Raw genomic sequence first — 19909 nt, 5'->3', positions numbered from 1 at the left:
GCCTGGTATCGATCCGCAACGCGATCATAGCCAAACGGCGAAAACTGTGGAACCGTCGTCGTCGCAATAACACGGGGAAAGGAGCGAACGCCATGGCGAATGACCAGGCCCGCGCCGCACTTGCGGCCATTCCGATGCTGGCCGGCTATGACGGCCCGCTGGAACGGCTCGGTGGCCTCACCAACCTCGTCTTCAGGGGTAAGGATTTCTGCCTGCGTATCCCCGGCCAGGGTACCGAGGAATATATCAACCGCGCCAACGAGGCAGTGGCGGCGCGGGAGGCGGCGAAGGCCGGCGTCAGCCCGGAAGTGCTGCATGTCGATGCCGAGACCGGCGTGCTGGTGACCCGCTTCATCGCGGGCGCCGAGACGATGTCGCCGGAAAAATTCAAGACCCGACCGGGCAGCCCGGCACGCGCCGGCAAGGCCTTTCGCAAACTGCACACATCCGGCGCGGTGTTCCCCTTCCGCTTCGAGTTGTTTGCGATGATCGACGATTATCTGAAAGTGCTGTCGACCAAGGACGTCGCCCTGCCTTCCGGCTACCACGATGTGGTCCGCGAAGCGGAAACCGTGCGCTCGGCACTCGCGGCTCATCCCCTGCCGATCGTCGCCTGCCACTGCGATCCGCTCTGCGAAAACTTTCTCGATACTGGCGCCAGGATGTGGATCGTCGACTGGGAATATTCCGGCATGAACGATCCGCTCTGGGATCTCGGCGACCTCAGCGTCGAAGGGCAATTCGACGCCGCGCAGGAGGAGGAAATGATGCTGGCCTATTTCGGCGGCGAGCCGAAACCGGCGGAGCGCGGCCGCATCGTCATTTACAGGGCGATGTGCGACCTGTTGTGGACGTTGTGGGGCTTGATCCAGCTTGCCAACAAAAATCCGGCCGACGACTTTCGCGCCTATGCCGACGGCCGGTTTGCGCGCTGCAAGACGCTGATGGAAACGCCGGAATTTTCGCGGCATCTCGCTGCGGTGCGCCGGGGTTAATTCACACCCTTCGGCACATTTTCGGGTGGCACGGTGTCGACCACCTTCTGGCGGTGGAAAATGAACAGGCCGGCCAGCACGACGATGGCCGAGCCGATCAGGATGGGCGGCCCCGGCACATCGCCGAAGAAGGCGAGGCCGAAGACCACTGCCCACAACAGCAGGCTGTAATGCAGCGGCGCCAAGGTCGAGGCCGGCGCCAGCTTCAACGCCCGGGTGATCATCAGATGCGCGCCGCAGGAGACAATACCGAGAAGCAGCATGGCGCCGAAATCGAGCGAGGACGGCGTCTTCCAGCTGCCGAGCGTCAATGCAGCGCCGACCAGCAGCGTGCCGATGGTTTGCCAGGTGACCAGCGACGTATCGCTGGTGCCGCGCAGCCGCCGATTGAGGATGATGGCGAAGGCAAATGAAATGCTGCCGGCGAGCGCAAATATCGACGACAGCGAGAACGCGGCCGAGGACGGCTTCAGCATGATCAGCACGCCGCAGAAACCGACCAGGATAGCCGCCCAGCGGCGCCAGCCGACCCTTTCGCCGAGCAAAAAGTGCGACAGCGCCGCCACATAGATCGGCCCGGCCATGTAGAAGCTCATCACATCGGCGAGCGGCAGATAGACGACCGCCGCGTAGAACAGCGCCGTGTCGAGCGTCGTCATCACCACGCGCAGCAGCTGCAGCTCCGGCCGCTCCATGCGAAACAGCCTGGCCGCACCCTGGTGTGCAATCATCGGCCCGAGTATGAAAAACGCGCCGATCGAGCGGATCAGCACGACCTGGCCGACTGAAAAACTGGCGACCAGCCACTTGCCCATCGCGTCGTTCAGCGCAAACAGGAAATCGCCGGCGAGCATCAGCAGGATGCCGGCCAGCAGCACGTTCCTGATCGTCGAATTCTGGGATGCGGGCTGCGCCATTCCGTTACCGGTTCCTCGCCGTGGCTGCGGTGACCCGCGTCGTAGTCGCAAGCAGCGGCCGTGACGAGGCGAAAATCGAGAATTCGGTAAGACCAGCGCCGAAAATCGGCTGGACTAATGCATGTCGCGCAAAAGTGTGCAGTGGTTTTGCGACAACGACATGCATCAAAACAGGAACTTAAAGCGCGTCGCATGAGGCCGGTCGAGCGCGACGCGCTTTAAGCGTGGCGCCGGTTCACTGTGCCCGGCCTTCCGGCGATCGAAAGCCGGGTGTCCTGCCGGCTCCGCTCGGCCACCACCTTGCCCCTGGCAATGACGCAGAGACGCTCGGGGCGCAGGCGCAGCGCCTCGACCGGGTTGCCGGCATCGAGAACGACCAGGCTGGCGCGCTTGCCGACGGCGAGGCCAAGGTGGTCGAGGCCCATAATGGCGGCATTGATGTTGGTGACCATGTCGAAGCAGCGCGCCATCTCGGCCGGGCTCGACATCTGCGCGACATGCAGGCCCATGAAGGCGACGTCGAGCATGTCGGCGGTGCCCAGCGAATACCAGGGGTCGAGCACGCAATCCTGGCCCCAGCCGACGCGGATTCCGTGCGCCAGCATTTCCTTGACCCGCGTCAGGCCGCGTCGCTTGGGAAAGGTGTCGTGGCGGCCCTGCAGCATGATGTTGATCAGCGGATTGGGGATCGCCGAAACGCCGGCCTCGGCAATCAGCGGCAATAGCTTCGAGACGTAGTAATTGTCCATCGAATGCATCGAGGTCAGGTGCGAGCCGGCCACTCTGCCCTGCAATCCCAGGCGCTGCGTCTCATAGGCTAGTTGCTCGATGTGGCGGGACAGCGGATCGTCAGTCTCGTCGCAATGCAGGTCGACCATCAGGCCGCGCTCAGCCGCGATCTCGCAGAGCTCGGTGACGGAGCGCGTGCCGTCGGCCATTGTGCGCTCGAAATGCGGGATGCCGCCGACGACATCGACGCCTATGTCGAGCGCCCGGATGGTGTTGTCGCGCGCCGTCGGCGAGCGGTAAAACCCGTCCTGCGGGAAGGCGACCAGCTGCAGGTCGATATAGGGGGCAACCGTCTTCTTCACGTCGAGCAGCGCCTCGACCGCCAGCAGGCGGTCGTCGCAAACATCGACATGGGTGCGGATGGCGAGCAGGCCCATCGACACCGCCCAGTCGCAATAGGCGAGCGCACGGTCGCGCACCGCTTCGTGGGTCAGAAGCGGCTTCAACTCGCCCCACAGCGAGATGCCTTCCAGCAGCGTGCCCGAGACATTGATGCGCGGAATGCCGAGCGAAAGCGTGGCGTCCATATGGAAATGCGGATCGACGAAGGGCGGCGAGACCAGATTGCCATGAGCATCGATCGCCGTGCCGGCGCTGACGTTCAGCTCGGGCTCTATCGCTGCGATCGTTTCGCCGACGATGCCGATATCGGCGATCCTGCCGTCGGGCAGCGTTCCGCCGCGCACCACAAGGTCAAAATCCATCCGCCGTCATCCCCGAAGAATCACACTTATTCCGGTACGTACCGCACCGCCCCCTTGGCGGCACTTGTCGCCATCGCCGCATAGGCGCGCAAGGCCGTCGTTACCTTGCGCTTGCGCTTTTCCTCGGGCTTCCAGGCAGCGGTTCCCTTGGCCTCCATCGCCGCGCGACGGGCGATGAGTTCGGCGTCGTCGACAGCAAGCCTGATGGTGCGGTTGGGGATATCGATCTCGATCGTGTCGCCTTCCATGACCAGTCCGATCAGCCCGCCTTCAGCTGCTTCCGGCGAGACGTGGCCGATCGACAGGCCGGAGGTGCCGCCGGAAAAACGGCCGTCGGTGATCAGCGCGCAGGCCTTGCCGAGACCCTTCGATTTGAGATAGCTGGTCGGGTAGAGCATTTCCTGCATGCCGGGGCCGCCGCGCGGCCCTTCATAGCGGATGACCACGACATCGCCGGCCTTGATCTCGTTCGACAGGATCGCCTTGACACTGGCGTCCTGGCTTTCAAACACTCTTGCCGGGCCGGTGAATTTCAGGATCGATTCATCGACACCCGCCGTCTTCACGATGCAGCCGTCGAGCGCCAGATTGCCTTTCAGTACGGCAAGGCCGCCATCCCTTGAGAAAGGATGTTCGGCCGAGCGGATAGCACCTTTCTCGCGGTCGAGATCGAGCTCGTCCCAGCGGCGGTCCTGGCTGAACGCGACCTGCGTCGGCACGCCGCCGGGTGCGGCCAGGAAGAAATCGCGGACATTCTGGCTGGTGGTGCGCGAAATATCCCAATGGTCCAGCGCTTCGCCGAGGCTTGCGGTGTGCACTGTCGGCAGGTCGCGGTTGATCAACCCGGCGCTATCCAGCTGGCCGAGGATCGCCATGATGCCGCCAGCGCGGTGGACATCCTCCATGTGGACGTCGGCCTTAGCCGGCGCCACCTTGCACAGCACCGGAACCCGCCGTGACAGCCGGTCGATGTCCTCCATGGTGAAGTCGACCTCGCCCTCATGCGCTGCGGCGAGGATGTGCAGCACGGTGTTGGTCGAGCCGCCCATGGCGATGTCGAGCGTCATGGCGTTCTCGAAGGCGCCCTTCGAAGCGATGTTGCGCGGCAGCGCGGTGTCGTCGTCCTGCTCGTAATAACGCTGGGCAAGATCGACGATCAGATGGCCGGCCTCGACGAACAGGCGCTTGCGGTCCGCATGCGTGGCCAGCGTCGAGCCGTTGCCCGGCAGCGAGAGGCCGAGCGCCTCGGTTAGGCAGTTCATCGAATTGGCGGTGAACATGCCAGAGCAGGAGCCGCAGGTCGGACAGGCCGAGCGCTCGATGATCTTGACGTCCTCGTCGGAGATCTTGTCGTCGGCGGCCGCCACCATGGCGTCGACCAGGTCAAGCGCCTGGCTCTTGCCGGCGAGCACCACCTTGCCGGCCTCCATCGGCCCGCCGGAGACGAAGACGGTCGGGATGTTGAGGCGCAGCGACGCCATCAGCATGCCGGGCGTGATCTTGTCGCAATTGGAGATGCAGACCATCGCGTCGGCGCAGTGCGCGTTGACCATGTATTCGACCGAGTCGGCGATCAATTCGCGCGACGGCAGCGAATAGAGCATGCCGTCATGGCCCATGGCGATGCCGTCATCGACGGCTATGGTGTTGAACTCCTTGGCGACGCCGCCGGCTTTTTCGATCTCGCGGGCAACCAGCTGGCCGAGATCCTTCAGATGGACATGGCCGGGCACGAACTGGGTGAAGGAATTGACCACGGCGATGATCGGCTTGCCGAAATCCGAATCCTTCATCCCGGTGGCGCGCCAAAGGCCGCGGGCGCCGGCCATGTTGCGGCCGTGGGTGGTCGTGCGGGAACGGTAGGCGGGCATTGAACTGTCCTTGCTGTCTGCGCCGCGCCCAAAGGTGCGGAAAACCGGAATGAGCCGCAGGCCTTATAGACGCCACGCTCTGGTCTGGCCACAATTTTGCGCTGCGCCAGGGTGGGGAACGAGCGGCCAGCCGAAGACGCAGCCGGCCCAGACCGTAAAAAAGTCAGAGGTGCTGTCGGATCGTGTTTTGCTCGAGCGTCCTTGGGCAGACGGCGGGACCGGGCATCAATCGCCAGCCAGCCGTTTTGCGAATGAAAACAAAGCCAAAACCAGCCCGAGGAGCAAGAGAATGCAAAAGATCACCCCCTGCCTGTGGTTCGACGACCAGGCCGAGGAGGCCATGAACCATTACATCTCCATCTTCAAGAATTCGAAGGTGCTGAGCGTGCTGCGCTGGCCCAAGGGCAGCGGCGATAATGAGGGCAAGGTGCTGATGGTCTCATTCGAGCTCGACGGCGTTCAGTTCCAGGCGCTCAACGGCGGGCCGCAATTCAAGTTCACCCAGGCGGTCTCGCTCTCCATCGACTGTAAGACGCAGGAGGAGGTCGACTATTTCTGGGACAGGCTCATCGCTGGCGGTGGCGAGCCCAGCCAGTGCAGCTGGCTGAAGGACAAATTCGGCCTCTCCTGGCAGGTCGTTCCCGAGCAGTTGCCCAGGCTGCTGCTGGACCCCGACACGGAAAAGGCCGGCCGCGTCATGCAGGCGATGATGCAGATGAGCAAGATCGGCATCGCCAAGATCGAAGAGGCAGCCAAGGGGTGAACGAACGCGCTCTTGCCTTCTCCCACAACAAGGGGAGAAGGGAAGGGGCGCGTCAAGCCGCTCTGTCGCGGACCTGATAATCCTTGACCGCGGCGAAGCGGATCGCCTTCCAGCGCTCGGCCTCGTAGTTAAGCGAGAAAGCGTGCTGGGCGAGGAACACCGGATCGTTGTCGAGATCGCGGGCGATGTCGCCGCGATGCGCCTCGATGAAGCGCTGGAGCTCGGCCCTGTCGTCGGCCGATATCCAGCGGCAGACGGAAAAGCGCGACATCTCGAAATCGACCGGCAGTGTGTATTCGAAGTTCAGCCGCTCTTTCAGGACATCGAGCTGTAGGGCGCCGACGACGCCGACGATGGCTGGCGAGCCGTCCTCCGGCGAGAACAATTGCACGACGCCTTCCTCGGCCATCTGGTGCAGCGCCTCCTTGAGCTTCTTGGCCTTCATGGCATCGCCGAGGCGAACGCGGCGCAGGATTTCAGGCGCGAAATTCGGCACGCCGCGAAACAGGATCTCCTCGCCCTCCGTCAGCGTGTCGCCGATGCGCAGCGTGCCGTGGTTGGGGATGCCGACGACATCGCCGGCGAATGCCTCGTCGGCGGTTACGCGAGTGCGGGCGAAGAAGAATTGCGGCGCCGACAGGCTCATCGGTTTTCCCGTGCGCACCAGCTTGGCCTTCATGCCGCGCTCGAGCTTGCCGGAGCAGACGCGGACGAAAGCGATGCGGTCGCGGTGGTTGGGGTCCATATTGGCCTGGATCTTGAAAACGAAGGAGGTCATCTTGTCCTCGGTCGCCTCGACCTTGCGGCTGTCGGCCTCCTGCGCGCGCGGCGGCGGCCCATAGGCGCCGAGCGCCTCGATCAGGTCGCGCACGCCGTAATTGCGCAGCGCCGAGCCGAAATAGACCGGGGTCAGATGGCCTTCGCGAAAAGCTTCCAGGTCGAGCGGGCGGCAGGCCTCGCGTGCCAGCTCCAGCTCCTCGATGAAAGCCTCGCGCTCGTTCTCCGGCAGCAGGCCGGCAACGCGGTTGGAATCGGGACCGTTGACGGGCGTGCGCTCCTTCTCGGCGTCGCCCTTGCGCACCGCGTTCAGCGCCAGATGGTAGGTGCCGGAAAAGGTCTTGCCGCGGCCGATCGGCCAGGTGATCGGCGCTGTATCCAGTGCCAGCTTCTGCTCGATCTCATCGAGGATGTCGAATGGGTCTCGGCTTTCGCGGTCCATCTTGTTGACGAAGGTGATGATCGGGATGTCGCGCAGCCGGCAGACCTCGAATAGTTTCAGCGTGCGCGGCTCGATGCCCTTGGCGGCGTCGATCACCATGACGGCGCTGTCGACCGCCGACAGCGTGCGATAGGTGTCGTCGGCGAAATCCTCGTGGCCGGGCGTGTCGAGCAGGTTGAAGACGGTGTCCTCGTATTCGAAGGTCATCACCGACGTCACCACCGAAATGCCGCGCTCGCGTTCGATCTTCATCCAGTCCGACCGGGTCTGGATGCGGTCCTTCTTGGCCTTGACCTCGCCGGCAAGCTGGATGGCGCCGCCGAACAAGAGCAGCTTTTCGGTGAGCGTGGTCTTGCCGGCGTCGGGGTGGGCAATGATCGCGAAAGTGCGGCGGCGCGATACCGCTTCTGTAATCATTTCGGACATTTTTCAGGATTTCCGTGTGAGGCCGGGCTTCTAGCAGCGGAGTGCAGTGCTGTCGACCTCTCCGGCTGCCGCAGCCGCCGGTTCACGTCCCGGCGTCAGGCCGGTTCGGCCGCACGGCTCTGGGAGGCCACCTCGGGAATCCACTCGGCAATCGCGGCGCCGATCCTGTCGGCATGGTCCTCCTGCAGATAATGCGCGCCGGGTCCGAGATCGATCAACCGGCAGTTCTTCAGGCCTGCCGCGAACTCCCGTGCCGCCTGCGGCGAGACGAGGGCGCCCGGATCGCCTGAGAAAAGCAGCTTCGGGTAGGAGGAGAGCCGGAGCGCCCGATGGTCGTTCTCGCTGATGGCGGCGACATCGGCGGGCTGGCCTTCGATCGGCAGGTCGCGCGGCAGCCGCAGGATCGGCTTGCGCGATTGCGGCGTCGGGAACGGCGCCCGGTAGGCGGCCATTTCCTCATCGCTCATCGTGCGCAGCACAGCAGCCGGCAGCACTTTTTCGACGAAGACGTTGTCTTCCAGGACAAGCTTCTCACCGACGCCAGGCGTGCGCATTGCCTTGAACAATTCGCGCGCCTGCGGACGCTGGTGGAAATCGTCCCAGCTCTCGAACGGGCGGATGAATTCCATGAAGGCGAGGCCGAGGATCTGCTGCGGCCGCCGTGCGGCGAGATGGAAGGCGAGCGCGGTGCCCCAATCCTGCGCGACGACCATCATGTCGGTGATGCCAAGCGTCTCGATGAAGGCGTCGAGATAGCGGATGTGGTCGAAGAAGCGATAGTCGATGTCCGGCTTGCCGGATTGCCCATAGCCGATCAGGTCGGGCGCTATGCAGCGGCCGAACGGCGCCACATGCGGGATGATGTCGCGCCAGATGTAGGACGACGTCGGGTTGCCGTGCAGGAAGAGCACCGTCGGGCCGGCCGTACCTGCCTCGACATAGGAGATGGTGGAATCGAGTACCGCGACTTGCGAGCGCGGCAACATTGTGCGCTTTTCGAGTTTAGGGTTCATCGGATCAGCTCCTTTTTGCGAAGACTGTTTTGAAGACGATGTTCTTGAAACGCTCGAGCGGTTCGGGACTGCGCTCCACCTTCATGCGCAGCATCGCGCCTTGCCAGCAACTCAACAGGAAATCGGCGAGATCCTCGGCATCGAACGCGTCGGTGATGTCGCCGGCCGCCTGGCCCTCGGCGATGCATTCGGCGAAGGGCTTACGCCAGCGTTCGAAAATGGCGACGAGTTGCAGCCTCAACGCCTCGCTGTGAGCTGCTGTCTCGAGGCTGAGATTGCCGATCATGCAGCCCCGTGCCCAATCATGCGCCTCCAGCTTCGACGTGATGATTTCGAGATAGCGGCGCAAGCGCCCGACCGGGGGCGTGCCGTCCCGGGCAAGGGCCTGCTCCACCAAACCGCTCACATAGGCGAAATAGCGGTCCAGCACCTCGCCCGTGAACGCCTCCTTGGACGCAAAATGATTGGTGAAGGACCCCGGGCGCGCATCGGCCGCGGCGACGATGTCGCGCACGCCGGCGGCCGAATAGCCGGAATTCCAGATGGTCTTGAACCCGGCGTCGAGAAGTTTTTCGCGAAGTGAATGTCTGGCCATAGCGATACAATACGTACGTACGTATTAAAGTCAAGAGGCATATTTGATACCGAGTGCTCTTGGCAGAACCCACGGGCAATGGCATCGCAGTGGTCGCGTTGGACCGAGGAGTGAAGCATGACAGCGGCGAAAGAAGTGATTGTCATCGGCGCCGGCATCATCGGCGCCTCCATCGCCTGGCACCTGACCAGGGCCGGGGCAAAGGTGACGGTCATTGCCGGCAGCGGCGCGGGCGGCGTCGCGACGCCGAATTCCTTTGCTTGGATCAATGCCAGCTGGGGTAATCCGCAGCCTTACTTCCGACTACGGACTCGATCGATGGCCGAATGGACGCGATTGGCGAACGAGGTGCCCGGTATCCCGTTGCAGTGGTGCGGCGGCCTGTGCTGGGACCTGCCGCGTGCCGAACTTGAGGCCTATGCGGCCGAGCACGCCGCCTGGGGCTACGGCATCGAGCGTGTCGACCGTGCCGGAGCGGCGCGCATCGAGCCCAATCTGACCGAGCTTCCCGATTTCGCCCTTTATGTGCCTGGGGAAGGCGTTGCCGAGCCGGTCGCTGCCACGCAAGCACTGCTGGTTGACGCCGAGCGGCGCGGCTCGCGGCTGCTGACGGGAGTTACCGCGACCGCGCTTGTGCAGGCCAACGGCAGGATTGCCGGCGTCGATACATCCGGCGGGCGGATTGCTGCCGACGAGGTGGTGATCGCGGCCGGAGCCGGCTCTCCGGCACTAGCGGCAACAGCCGGGATAGCACTGCCGATCGAGACGCCACCCGGCCTGGTCGTGCATTCGCGCCCCACCGAAAAGCTGCTCAACGGCCTGGTGATCGGCGATCGCCTGCATATGCGCCAGACGGCGGAAGGCCGCATCATCGCCGGCTCGGATTTCGGTGGCGCCGATCCCGGCATGGATGCCGCGGCGACCGCCCGCGACCTGTTTGCGGCGATGAAGGCGATGCTGCGCGGCGCGGATGGGTTGGAACTCGATTTCCACACCATTGGCTACCGGCCGACGCCGGTCGATGGCTTTCCAATCATTGGCCGCGCCGCAGGCACGAGCGGCGTCTACGTCGCGGTCATGCATTCCGGCATCACGTTGGCCCCGGCCGTCGGCCTGTTCGCCGCCCGCGAAGTCCTCGACGGCGAGCGCGATCCGCTGCTTGATTCCTACGGGCTGGGGCGGTTTACTCAATAGCCGGGCGGGCGGCGAAAGCCGCCGGTCAGCGGCTCGATTGCCCTGGCGATCCCGAGCAGGCACGACTCCGACCAGCGTTTGCCAACAAGCTGTAGTCCGATGGGCAGGCCATTGCTGTCCTGTCCGCAGGGCAGCGACAGTGCCGGATGGCCGCTGTAGTTGAACACCGCGCCATAGGCCGGCAGCATCCAGTAGCTTTGCTTCTCGCCGTCGACCTCGATCGGCGTTCCCGGTTCGCAATGCGGGAACGCGGTGACCATGGCGACGGGGCACAACAAGGCGTCGCAGCCGTCTAAGAACCGTTCCCACGCCAGGATGGAGCGGTCGCGGCGGGCGAGCGCCTCGAACCAGCGCGAGACCGGCGTCGGCTTCTCCGGTGGTCCGGGCTGCGCCGCCTCCAGCATCATGCCGATCAGCGCACCGCCTTGCTTCAGGTCGTCGTGCAGGTCGAGCTCCGGCAATTTGGCTTCCTCGACGATGGCGCCCGCGGCCTGAAGCTCTTTAGCCAGGCTTTCGACCGCCCCGCTGATCTCGCCGGCCACCGGAAAGCCCGGAAAGGACGGCGCGACGGCAATGCGCAAATTTTTGAGATCCAGCTCCGGCATGGTTTCGACCGGTACCGGCGCAAGGTCTGTATCGCTTCCATCCGGCCCGGCAATGACGCGGTAGATCAGCGCCAGGTCCTCGACGCTGCGCGCCATCGGTCCGAGGCAGGAGATCAGCCTCACGCTGCGCGGCGCCCCGCCTGGATCGGGGAAGGCGCCGGCGAGCGAGACGCGGTGCTCGGTCGGCTTGAGGCCGTAGACGCCGCAAAATGCAGCGGGCAGCCGGATTGAATCCTGCATGTCGGTGCCGACCTCGAACGGCGTCATCCCGGTGCTGAGCGCCGCCGCCGCACCGCCACTGGAGCCGCCGGCGGTGCGCTGGAGATTCCAGGGGTTGCCGGTGCGGCCGAACCGCGGATTGCTCGACTGCCAGTCACCGAGCATTGTCGCCACATTCGTCTTGCCCACCAGTATGCCGCCTGCCGCCTTCAGCCGGGCAACGACCGGACTGTCTGCTCTCGGGGCATAGTCGGCGAAGGGCGGGAAGCCGACGGTGGTTCTCATGCCAGCGGTTTCGTGCGTGTCCTTCAGCGTGAACGGCACACCGTGCAGCGGCCCAAGTGCCTGGCCGCGCGCCTGCGCTTCGTCGGCCTTGCCGGCGCGTTGCCGTGCACCGTCCCGATCGAGGGTTATGACGGCATTGACCGCCGCATTGTGCCTGTCGATCTGCGCCAGGTGCTCGTCCAGCACCTCTATTGCGGAAACCGTACGGTCGCGGATGGCCGCGGCCAGTTTGGTGGTCGAGGAAAAGACGATATCCATCGTGGCTGCTCCAGGCTGTCGCGCCGCGCTCCTCAAAATGGCGGATTGGCGCGTGGATGCAAGCCTGGCTCGGCATTTCGACGATGGCGGCGCTTGATCGGGATTGCGCTGCCGGGATCCGTTGAGGGTAGGCGCTGTCCAGCGGCCTCGCCGCGATCGGCGCCTCTACGGCTCACCGTCCCCTGTTGTGCGTCCGCTCATAGAGTTCACGGATGATGCCGCTTGCCGTGGTCTCGAACAGAAACGGCAAGAAAGCATGAATAAGCGCGGCAAAGGCCGCCATGAACAATCGCGACGAGAACCATGCGGCGAAAGCCATATGGCCGAAATAGCTCTCGCCGACCGCGGCCGGGTGAGAGGTGAAAAGTCTTGCAAGCCGTGCTGTCATGTCGATCCCTCCTGCCGGCATGAAGAGCCGGCCACGAGTATCCTGCCACGGCTGTTCGGTTCATCGGTCTCAAATTGTCCTTGTCTCAAGCCAAATTTTGGGACAAACATCCCACATGATGCCGGAAATCGACGAAATAGACCGGAGATTGCTGGCCGAGCTGCAACGCGACGGAACTCTGTCCGTCGACCAGCTCTCGGCAAGAATATCGCTGTCACGCAATGCCTGCTGGCGCCGGGTCAAGCGGCTGGAGGAAGACGGCGTCATCACCGGCCGGGTGGCGCTGGTCGACGCCGACAAGCTTGGGCTCGGCCTTTCCGTGTTCATCCTGATCCGCACCTCGAACCACGATCCCGACTAGCTGCAACGATTCCGGGCGGCGGTGACCGGCTTTGCCGAGATCACCGGCGCCTACCGCATGTCCGGCGATCTCGACTATGTCCTGCGCGCCCGTGTCGCCGATGTGAAGGCGTATGACCGGCTCTACCAGCGGCTGATCGCCAAGGTGGCGCTGTCGGACGTTTCGGCCTCTTTCGTCATGGAGGAGATCAAGGAGACCACGATCGTTCCGATGGACCTGCGCTGAAGCGGAACTGTGCTGAAAGAAAGCCGTTGATAGCATTGCCGCCGAGTTGACTGAACCGGCGTTCGCGACGATAGGATCAGCCTCATGCGCGCAGCACTTTATCCTACCTCCGTCATCGGTCCGGCTGTCGGCTTCGTCAGGCTGCCGCATGGCGAGGGATTGCCGCTTCCTGCCTATGAGAGCTCGGGCGCCGCCGGCATGGACCTGCGCGCCGCCGTCCCGGACGACAGGCCGCTCTTGATTCTGCCGGGAAAGCGCGCGCTGGTGCCGACCGGGCTGATCCTGGAAATTCCGGAGGGCGTCGAAGGCCAGGTCCGGCCGCGTTCCGGCCTCGCCTTCAAGCACGGGCTCACCTGCCTCAACACGCCGGGCACCATCGACAGCGACTATCGCGGCGAGGTCAAGGTGCTGCTGATCAATCTCGGCGACGAGGATTTCGCGGTAACGCGCGGCATGCGGATCGCCCAGATCGTCTTCGCCCCGGTGACGCAGGCGACCGTCGAGGAGCGCACATTGGCCGGCGGCACAACGCGCGGCTCGGGCGGCTTCGGATCGACCGGCACGGCGTGATGAAAATACCCAAACTCGTCATTTTCGATTGCGACGGGGTTCTGGTCGATACCGAGAACCTGGCCAACCGGCGCCTCGCCGAATGGCTGACCGCGGCCGGCTTTCCGACCAGCTTCGAATATTGCCGCAAGAATTTCTCCGGCCGCAGCATGGTCTCGGTGCAGAAGGAAGTCGAGGCGACCGGCGTCAGCCTCGGCGCCGATTTCGTCGAGTGCTGGAACGCCGGCCTGCCGGACCTGTTCGCGCATGGTGTCGAGGCCATCCCCTACGTTCGCGAGTTCATCGAAACCGTGCACGCAGCCGGCATCGCCACCTGCGTCGCCTCGTCGGCACGGGTGTCCAAAATGCACATCACGCTTGGCCAGACCGGGCTGCTGCCGCTGTTCGAGCATGCGCTGTTCAGCTCGACCATGGTCTCGCGTGGCAAGCCGTTCCCCGACCTTTTCCTGCATGCGGCAGCTACGATGGGCTTCGCGCCCGCCGACTGCATCGTCATCGAGGACAGCGTCGCCGGGACGACAGCCGGCATCGCCGCCGGCATGCGCGTCTATTCCTATCACGGCGACCCGCTTTCCGACCGCGACGGACTGATCGAAGCCGGCGGCATCCTGTTCGACGACATGCGTGAACTAGCCGGGCTGGTGCCGATCCACTGATCGCCTTTGTTCAAGCTGCGCTGTATGTTGCAGCTGCTTGTGCTAGCTTGCGCGCGCCCGACATAAACGAGCGCGCGCATGACCTTCTCCCTGCTTCGTTTCCTCTTTGCCTGCCTGCTGTTGCCCTGTCTTTGGACGGCGGCCAGCGCTGAGGCCGTCAGCTTCCCGGAGCTCGGCAGCGCTGTCCCCGGCCACGGCGATGTCACCTATCTCGACCTCGCCAGGATGGTCATTCCCGATCTGGCCGCGGACAAGGACGGCTTTTTCCGGGGCTCGATGCCGATCGAGATGCGTCACATCGCTGGACCGGACTACGACGGCTCGCCGCCGGCGGCGTCGGGCCTTTCCAATGCCGGCGTGCTCGCCATCAAGGTCGGCGGCAAGGAGCGGCTGACCATGCTGTTCGACCTCGGCGACTCGCCCGACAGTGCCGAAGGCTATGCCGTGCTGGCACTCTACGACATCACCGGCAAGCCGGCGCTGCTCGACGCCGTCAATGTCGCCGTCGACCGCATCACCTCTCTTCGCGATCCGGGCAAGCTGCCGATCGGGCCTGGTGACGACGCCATCATCAGCATGAGCATCCATTTCAATTCGAGCCAGGGTTATGGGATCACGCCGCTGATCATGGTCCGTAACGACAGGTTCGAGCTGATCGACATGATCTATACGTTCGACGAAAACGTCTGCACCCATAGGAGAACGCAGAATGCGGCCTTCCAGGCGATCACCGACGGCCAGCCCTATGCAGCCATCAAGGTCACGGTGACCGACGCGACGCTGCCGGGCGATGAAAGCTGCGACGGCCAGCCACCGCCAGAGGCGTCTTCGCGCGACATTTCCGTCACCTACCATTGGGACAAAAACGCTTCGCACTACGTCAAGGATTCCGATGCGCTGGACCGATTGGCAGATGAGAACGCCAAACGCTTCTGAGCCAACCGCATTTGTTTGCCCGGCGCCTTCCGCCGGGCTAGAATTTGCCTCACATTCTGCACTAGAGGGGAGCATCCATGGACAAGGGCAAGATTCTTCGCGACCTGCATGCCTCGATCTTCGTGATGGCCAATTCCTGGGACGTCGGCACGACCAAGCTCTTGGCCTCGTTCGGCTTCAAGGCGCTGGCCACGACCAGCGCCGGCTTTGCCTTTTCGCGCGGCCTGCCCGATGGCGCGGTGACGTTCGAAGCGATGATCCATCATTGCCGTGAAGTGTCGGCGGCGACCGGGTTGCCGGTTTCGGCGGACCTCGAAAAGGGCAAGGGCGATAGCGCGACAAGTGCCGGCGAGACCATCTTCGCCGCCGAGGCGGCTGGCCTCGCCGGCTGCTCGATCGAGGACCATACCGGCGAGCCCGACAAGCCGATCTATGATTTTACGCATGCCGTCGAGCGCGTCGCGGCTGCGGCGGAAGCGGCACGGGCGCTGAAACGCGATTTCGTCTTCACCGCGCGGGCCGAGAATTTTCTGTGGGGCAAGCCCGACCTCGACGATACGATCAAGCGGCTGCAGGCCTTCGAGAAGGCCGGCGCCGACGTGCTCTATGCGCCGGGGCTGGGCGACATTGAGATGGTGCGAACCGTCTGCTCGGCGCTGACCAAGCCGGTCAACGTCATGGCCAGGCCCGGCTTCACCATCGCCGACCTTGCCATGGCGGGGGTAAAGCGCGTCTCGCTCGGCCCATGGCTCACCAATTTCGCCTTCGGCATGCTGGAGACCGCGGCGCGCGAGATCCAGCAGGACGGCACCTTCGGCTTCACCCGCGCCGCCATGCCGTTCGGCAAGCTGCAGGCGCTGTTTGCCAAATCTTCAGCCTAGGTCGGGGCCGGCGAATGACGCTCACCGTCGTCGACATGCACACCGGCGGTGAGCCGTTGCGGATCGTCACCGGCGGCTACCCCAACATTCCCAAGGGCACGATCCTCGAAAAGCGCGCCTATGTGCGCGACCATCTCGATCATCTCAGAAAGATCCTGATGTTCGAGCCGCGCGGCCATTACGACATGTATGGCGCGCTACTGGTGGAGCCCGACCTGCCGGGCGCCGACCTCGCGGTGCTGTTCATGCACAATGAGGGCTATTCGACGATGTGCGGCCACGCCATCGTCGCGCTCGGCCGCTACGCCGTCGACGAGCGGCTGGTGGCGCCACGCGAGCCGCTGACGACCGTCAATATCGAGGCGCCATGCGGGCTGATTTCGGCTGCGGTCGAGGTAAGGGATGGCAAGGCCGGTGCGGTGTCCTTCGAAAGCGTGCCGGCGTTTCTGTTCGCCCGCGACCGGCGGATCGAGCTGCCGGGCTACGGTCCGGTCGGCTTCGACATCGCCTATGGCGGCGCCTTCTATGCGCTCGCCGATTGCCGTCAGTTCGGGCTGGAATTCGGCAGGAACCGCGTCCGCGATTTCGTCGATGCGGCGACCGCGCTGACCAACAAGCTCAAGGCCGAATTGCCGCTGTCGCATCCCGACCATGCCGATCTCGCCTTTCTCTACGGCACCATCCTGACCGACGGACGGGATGCGTTCTCCGATACGCCGACCAAAAACATCTGCGTTTTCGCCGAGGCCGAGGTCGACCGTTCGCCGACCGGCTCGGGCGTCACCGCGCGGCTGGCGGCCATGCACGCCAAGGGCCAGATCGAGATTGGCCGGACGCGGCTGTTCGAGAGCATCGCCGGCTCGCGCTTTTCCGGCGCCGTCGCGCGCACGGCCACAGCCGGGCCGCATGATGCCATCATCGCCCGCGTCGGCGGCCGCGCCTATTACTCAGGCCGAGCCGAATTCATCGTCGAGGACGACGACGAGCTGGGGCGCGGCTTTCTGCTGCGCTAGCTCCTTTCCCGCGCCGAGATCGCCTTGTGCAGATGCACCATCATGGCGGCGGCGAACAGCGGCGTCAGAAGGTTGAGCAGCGGCACGGCGAGGAAGGCCGCGACGACCAGCCCGGCCAGGAACACGGTGACCGCGTGCTTTCTGCGCAACGCCCTGGCCTCGGCCTCCGGGCGAAAGCGCATGGCGGCGAACTCGAAGAACTCGCGCCCGAGCAGATAACCGTTGACGACGAAGAAAGCGGCGATGTTGATGCCCGGCACCAGCAGAAGCAGCAGGGCGACGATGTTGCCGAGGATGACGACGCCGAAGAACCTGATCGCCAGCACCAGCGAGCGCAGCGCCGGCACGGCGCGTCCGGGCGGATCGTCGGGATAGTCGGTTCGCTCGACCGTCTCGGCGACGTCGTCGAGGAACAGGCCGGCGATGATCGCCGTCACCGGCGCGATGAAAAGCGCCAGCCCCAGCGCAAGGCCGACGCCGGCGACGACGGCGCCCAGCCATCCGGCCCAGGATGGCAGGCTGGGCAGCCATGCATCGATCCACGGCCAGGCCAGCCAGTCGAACAGGCTCTTGATCCCGAACCACAGCGCCGCCAGCGCCAGCAAGGTCAGCCCCAGCGTCTTCACGAACACGGAACGGAATTCGGGCGAGAACAGCCGGCTCAAGGTGGCGCGGGCGGCGTCGAGGATCACGGCGTTTCCAATTGCATGTCAAACGTGCTCGTGGCTGATATCTCCGGAATAGGCGGCGACAGCGCAGGCTGCAAGCGCCTAGCGCGCGACCTTCGCCTGGGGAATGGTCATCGCCGCCACGCCGGCGACGACCAGGGCCATTCCCCACCACGCGCTCGGACCAAGGCTTTCGCCAAGGAACACGGCTCCGATAGCGACGCCGATCGGCACCCGCAAATAGGCTTGCGAGGTAGTGCCGACGGAGCCCAGCGTATGGAGGAGGCGGAAATAGATTGAGAAGGCCAGCGCGGTCGAAAACACCGAAAGGCCGAGCAGCGCAAGGACCGAAGCTGTCGATGGCGCCAGGGTCCATGGCCGGTCGAACGCAAGGCTCAACGGGATCAGCATCGCGGCGCCGCAGAGCATCGAACCGGCGGCCGGCACCATCGGGTCGAGCCCCCTGAAGCCGCGGCCGAAAACGGCAGCGCCGGCGTAGCAGATCGTCGCCGCGACCACGCCAAGTTGCGGCAGTAATTGCTGTCCGAGGCCGCCAAGCGCCGGGGCGCCGACAACGAGGCATATTCCGGCTATTCCCGCCGCGACGCCGAACAGCTTGCGCATGGTCGCCGGTTCGTGGCGGGTGACGAGGGCGGTCAGCAAGAAGGTGAAGATCGGCGAGGTCGCATTCAGGATCGTGGCCAGCCCGGCGTCCAGCGAGCGCTCGGCCGAAGCGATCAGCGTGAACGGCACGACGCTGTTGAGGCATGCCTGGAATGCAAACCGGCGCCAGCTTGCGGCATCACCCGGCAAGGCCAGCCCGCGCCAGCGGATCAGGGCGAACAGGATGCCACCCGCGATCAGGGTTCGCGCGGCGATCAGCGTCACCGGCGGGATCGTCGCGACGCCGATCTTGATGAAGCTGTAGGATGCGCCCCACAGCAGCGCCAATATGGCGAGCAGCACCAGCTCGATCCTGGTGTCGGTTTTCATGGACATGGCCGGCGGGAACCTCTGGGCATCGCTCATCATGCTTGTAAGCCAGGCACGCGGGAAATGCTTCGGCCGCCATCCAACGATGGTCGCTATACTGACATTCGTCGGATCGCCGCATTGGCGACTAGGCAAAGCCGCATCAAACCGCTAGACCCGCCCGCGCCCGGCGTGGCAGAAAGCCGGTGGTTTTTTGGCGGAGACATGAATTGATGCCGGACTATGACGTGCTTTGTATCGGAAATGCCATCGTCGACATCATCGCCCAGTGCGACGAGGCGTTCCTGGAAACCAACGGCATAATCAAGGGCGCGATGAATTTGATCGACACGCGGCGCGCCGAACTGCTCTACAGCCGCATGGGCCCGGCCATTGAAGCCTCGGGCGGCAGCGCCGGCAACACGGCGGCGGGCGTCGCCTCCTTCGGCGGCCGCGCCGCCTTCTTCGGCAAGGTCTCCAACGACGCGCTCGGCGAAATCTACGCGCATGACATCCATGCCCAGGGCGTCGCCTTCGACACCAGGCCACTCAACGGCGAACCGCCGACGGCGCGCTCGATGATCTTCGTCACGCCGGACGGCGAGCGCTCGATGAACACCTATCTCGGCGCTTGCATCGAGCTCGGCCCAGAGGACGTCGAACCCGACAAGGCATCGGGCGCCGCGGTCACCTATTTCGAGGGCTATCTATGGGACCCGCCGCGCGCCAAGGAAGCGATCCGGCAGACGGCCAAGCTCGCCCACGCCGCCGGGCGCGAAGTATCGATGACATTGTCGGACTCGTTCTGCGTCGACCGCTACCGCGACGAGTTCCTCGACCTGATGCGCTCCGGCACCGTCGACATCGTCTTTGCCAACAGCCACGAGATCAAGTCGCTCTACCAGACCGCTTCCTTCGACGAGGCGCTGGCGCAGATCCGCAAGGACTGCAAGATCGCGGCCGTCACCCGCTCGGAGAAGGGCTCGGTCATCGTCCGCGGCGACGAGACCGTCACCATCGAGGCGACCAGGATTCGCGAGCTGGTCGACACCACCGGCGCCGGCGATCTCTACGCCGCCGGCTTCCTCTACGGCTATACGCAAGGCCGCAGCCTGAAGCAGTGCGGCGATCTCGGCTCGCTGGCGGCCGGGCTGGTCATCCAGCAGATCGGCCCAAGGCCACGCCAGAATCTGCGCCGCGAGGCCGAGCAGGCAGGGCTGGTGTAGCGACCCCTCTTTCCCTTCTCCCCTTGTGGGAGAAGGTGGATCGGCGCGAAGCGCCGAGACGGTTGAGGGGTGTTGGACGGAGTGCTGCCGGCGCCAGGCTGGAACACCCCTCATCCGACCGAGCTTCGCTCGGCCACCTTCTCCCACAAGGGGAGAAGGA

Annotated in this window: 19 protein-coding genes and 1 pseudogene; 10 read left to right on the top strand and 10 right to left on the bottom strand. The window is 64.6% G+C overall.

Features of this window, described 5'->3' with window-relative positions:
• The first annotated feature begins 92 nt into the window (after window positions 1–92).
• Window positions 93–995, top strand: coding sequence for a phosphotransferase (locus tag NKJ46_RS13275; protein ID WP_352665406.1), 903 nt, complete (start codon window positions 93–95; stop codon window positions 993–995).
• On the opposite strand, the gene NKJ46_RS13270 is transcribed toward NKJ46_RS13275, so the two are convergent.
• From NKJ46_RS13270 to ilvD, 3 genes are all read right to left on the bottom strand, one after another.
• A complete protein-coding gene (locus tag NKJ46_RS13270; RefSeq protein WP_352665405.1) occupies window positions 992–1912 on the bottom strand; it encodes a DMT family transporter in 921 nt (306 codons plus the stop codon). The genes NKJ46_RS13275 and NKJ46_RS13270 overlap by 4 nt on opposite strands.
• 218 nt (window positions 1913–2130) lie before the next feature.
• On the bottom strand, window positions 2131–3405 hold the full coding sequence (locus NKJ46_RS13265; protein WP_352665404.1) for an amidohydrolase family protein: 1275 nt from the start codon (window positions 3403–3405) through the stop codon (window positions 2131–2133).
• A gap of 26 nt (window positions 3406–3431) precedes the next feature.
• On the bottom strand, window positions 3432–5276 hold the full coding sequence (ilvD, locus tag NKJ46_RS13260) for a dihydroxy-acid dehydratase (protein WP_352665403.1): 1845 nt from the start codon (window positions 5274–5276) through the stop codon (window positions 3432–3434).
• 289 nt (window positions 5277–5565) lie between these two features.
• Here ilvD and NKJ46_RS13255 point away from each other — a divergent pair, with 289 nt between their 5' ends.
• On the top strand, window positions 5566–6039 hold the full coding sequence (locus NKJ46_RS13255) for a VOC family protein (protein WP_352665402.1): 474 nt from the start codon (window positions 5566–5568) through the stop codon (window positions 6037–6039).
• 52 nt (window positions 6040–6091) lie between these two features.
• On the opposite strand, the gene NKJ46_RS13250 is transcribed toward NKJ46_RS13255, so the two are convergent.
• The 3 genes from NKJ46_RS13250 to NKJ46_RS13240 form a co-directional block, all read right to left on the bottom strand.
• Window positions 6092–7684 (bottom strand): peptide chain release factor 3, encoded by a 1593-nt coding sequence (locus NKJ46_RS13250; RefSeq protein WP_352464310.1) that lies wholly within the window; start codon window positions 7682–7684, stop codon window positions 6092–6094.
• A 95-nt stretch (window positions 7685–7779) separates the two neighbouring features.
• Entirely contained in the window at window positions 7780–8697 is a 918-nt protein-coding gene (locus NKJ46_RS13245; RefSeq protein WP_352665401.1) for a haloalkane dehalogenase, read from the bottom strand.
• A 4-nt stretch (window positions 8698–8701) separates the two neighbouring features.
• A complete protein-coding gene (locus NKJ46_RS13240; RefSeq protein WP_352665400.1) occupies window positions 8702–9292 on the bottom strand; it encodes a TetR/AcrR family transcriptional regulator in 591 nt (196 codons plus the stop codon).
• Between the two features lie 117 nt (window positions 9293–9409).
• Between NKJ46_RS13240 and NKJ46_RS13235 the strand changes: the two genes are divergently transcribed.
• On the top strand, window positions 9410–10486 hold the full coding sequence (locus tag NKJ46_RS13235) for an NAD(P)/FAD-dependent oxidoreductase (protein ID WP_352665399.1): 1077 nt from the start codon (window positions 9410–9412) through the stop codon (window positions 10484–10486).
• Here the strand turns inward: NKJ46_RS13235 and NKJ46_RS13230 are convergent.
• Together NKJ46_RS13230 and NKJ46_RS13225 are read right to left on the bottom strand one after the other, a co-directional pair.
• Window positions 10480–11853, bottom strand: coding sequence for an amidase (locus NKJ46_RS13230; RefSeq protein ID WP_352665398.1), 1374 nt, complete (start codon window positions 11851–11853; stop codon window positions 10480–10482). The genes NKJ46_RS13235 and NKJ46_RS13230 overlap by 7 nt on opposite strands.
• A gap of 172 nt (window positions 11854–12025) precedes the next feature.
• Window positions 12026–12241, bottom strand: coding sequence for a DUF6356 family protein (locus tag NKJ46_RS13225; RefSeq protein WP_023717932.1), 216 nt, complete (start codon window positions 12239–12241; stop codon window positions 12026–12028).
• A 115-nt stretch (window positions 12242–12356) separates the two neighbouring features.
• On the opposite strand from NKJ46_RS13225, the pseudogene NKJ46_RS13220 reads away from it, so the two are divergent.
• The 6 genes and pseudogenes from NKJ46_RS13220 to NKJ46_RS13195 all read left to right on the top strand — a co-directional run bounded on the left by NKJ46_RS13220 (window position 12357) and on the right by NKJ46_RS13195 (window position 16883).
• Window positions 12357–12827 (top strand): annotated as a pseudogene (locus tag NKJ46_RS13220) (Lrp/AsnC family transcriptional regulator).
• Between the two features lie 84 nt (window positions 12828–12911).
• Window positions 12912–13397, top strand: a complete 486-nt coding sequence (gene dut, locus NKJ46_RS13215) for a dUTP diphosphatase (RefSeq protein ID WP_023676369.1) — start codon at window positions 12912–12914, stop codon at window positions 13395–13397.
• Window positions 13397–14053, top strand: a complete 657-nt coding sequence (locus NKJ46_RS13210; protein ID WP_352665397.1) for an HAD family hydrolase — start codon at window positions 13397–13399, stop codon at window positions 14051–14053. Before dut ends, NKJ46_RS13210 begins: the two co-directional genes overlap by 1 nt.
• A gap of 78 nt (window positions 14054–14131) precedes the next feature.
• A complete protein-coding gene (locus NKJ46_RS13205) occupies window positions 14132–14989 on the top strand; it encodes a hypothetical protein (RefSeq protein WP_352665396.1) in 858 nt (285 codons plus the stop codon).
• Between the two features lie 77 nt (window positions 14990–15066).
• On the top strand, window positions 15067–15870 hold the full coding sequence (locus NKJ46_RS13200; RefSeq protein ID WP_352665395.1) for an isocitrate lyase/PEP mutase family protein: 804 nt from the start codon (window positions 15067–15069) through the stop codon (window positions 15868–15870).
• 14 nt (window positions 15871–15884) lie between these two features.
• Entirely contained in the window at window positions 15885–16883 is a 999-nt protein-coding gene (locus NKJ46_RS13195) for a proline racemase family protein (RefSeq protein ID WP_352665394.1), read from the top strand.
• On the opposite strand, the gene NKJ46_RS13190 is transcribed toward NKJ46_RS13195, so the two are convergent.
• Together NKJ46_RS13190 and NKJ46_RS13185 are read right to left on the bottom strand one after the other, a co-directional pair.
• Window positions 16880–17575 carry a sulfate transporter family protein gene (locus NKJ46_RS13190; RefSeq protein ID WP_352665393.1) on the bottom strand — a complete coding sequence of 232 codons (696 nt, stop codon included), beginning with the start codon at window positions 17573–17575 and terminating at the stop codon, window positions 16880–16882. The two genes, NKJ46_RS13195 and NKJ46_RS13190, sit on opposite strands and share 4 nt — an antisense overlap.
• A gap of 78 nt (window positions 17576–17653) precedes the next feature.
• On the bottom strand, window positions 17654–18544 hold the full coding sequence (locus NKJ46_RS13185) for a DMT family transporter (protein ID WP_502903397.1): 891 nt from the start codon (window positions 18542–18544) through the stop codon (window positions 17654–17656).
• A 212-nt stretch (window positions 18545–18756) separates the two neighbouring features.
• Here NKJ46_RS13185 and NKJ46_RS13180 point away from each other — a divergent pair, with 212 nt between their 5' ends.
• The gene (locus tag NKJ46_RS13180) at window positions 18757–19749 is read left to right on the top strand and encodes an adenosine kinase (RefSeq protein ID WP_352665391.1); all 993 of its coding nucleotides are present in this window, start codon (window positions 18757–18759) and stop codon (window positions 19747–19749) included.
• Window positions 19750–19909: the final 160 nt, after the last annotated feature.

Origin of the sequence: Mesorhizobium sp. M0166 (assembly GCF_040322255.1) — a bacterium.
Taxonomy (GTDB): Bacteria; Pseudomonadota; Alphaproteobacteria; order Rhizobiales; family Rhizobiaceae; genus Mesorhizobium.
The sequence above is the reverse complement of the archived record's forward strand: the minus strand, read 5'-3'. Positions and strand labels throughout refer to the sequence as shown.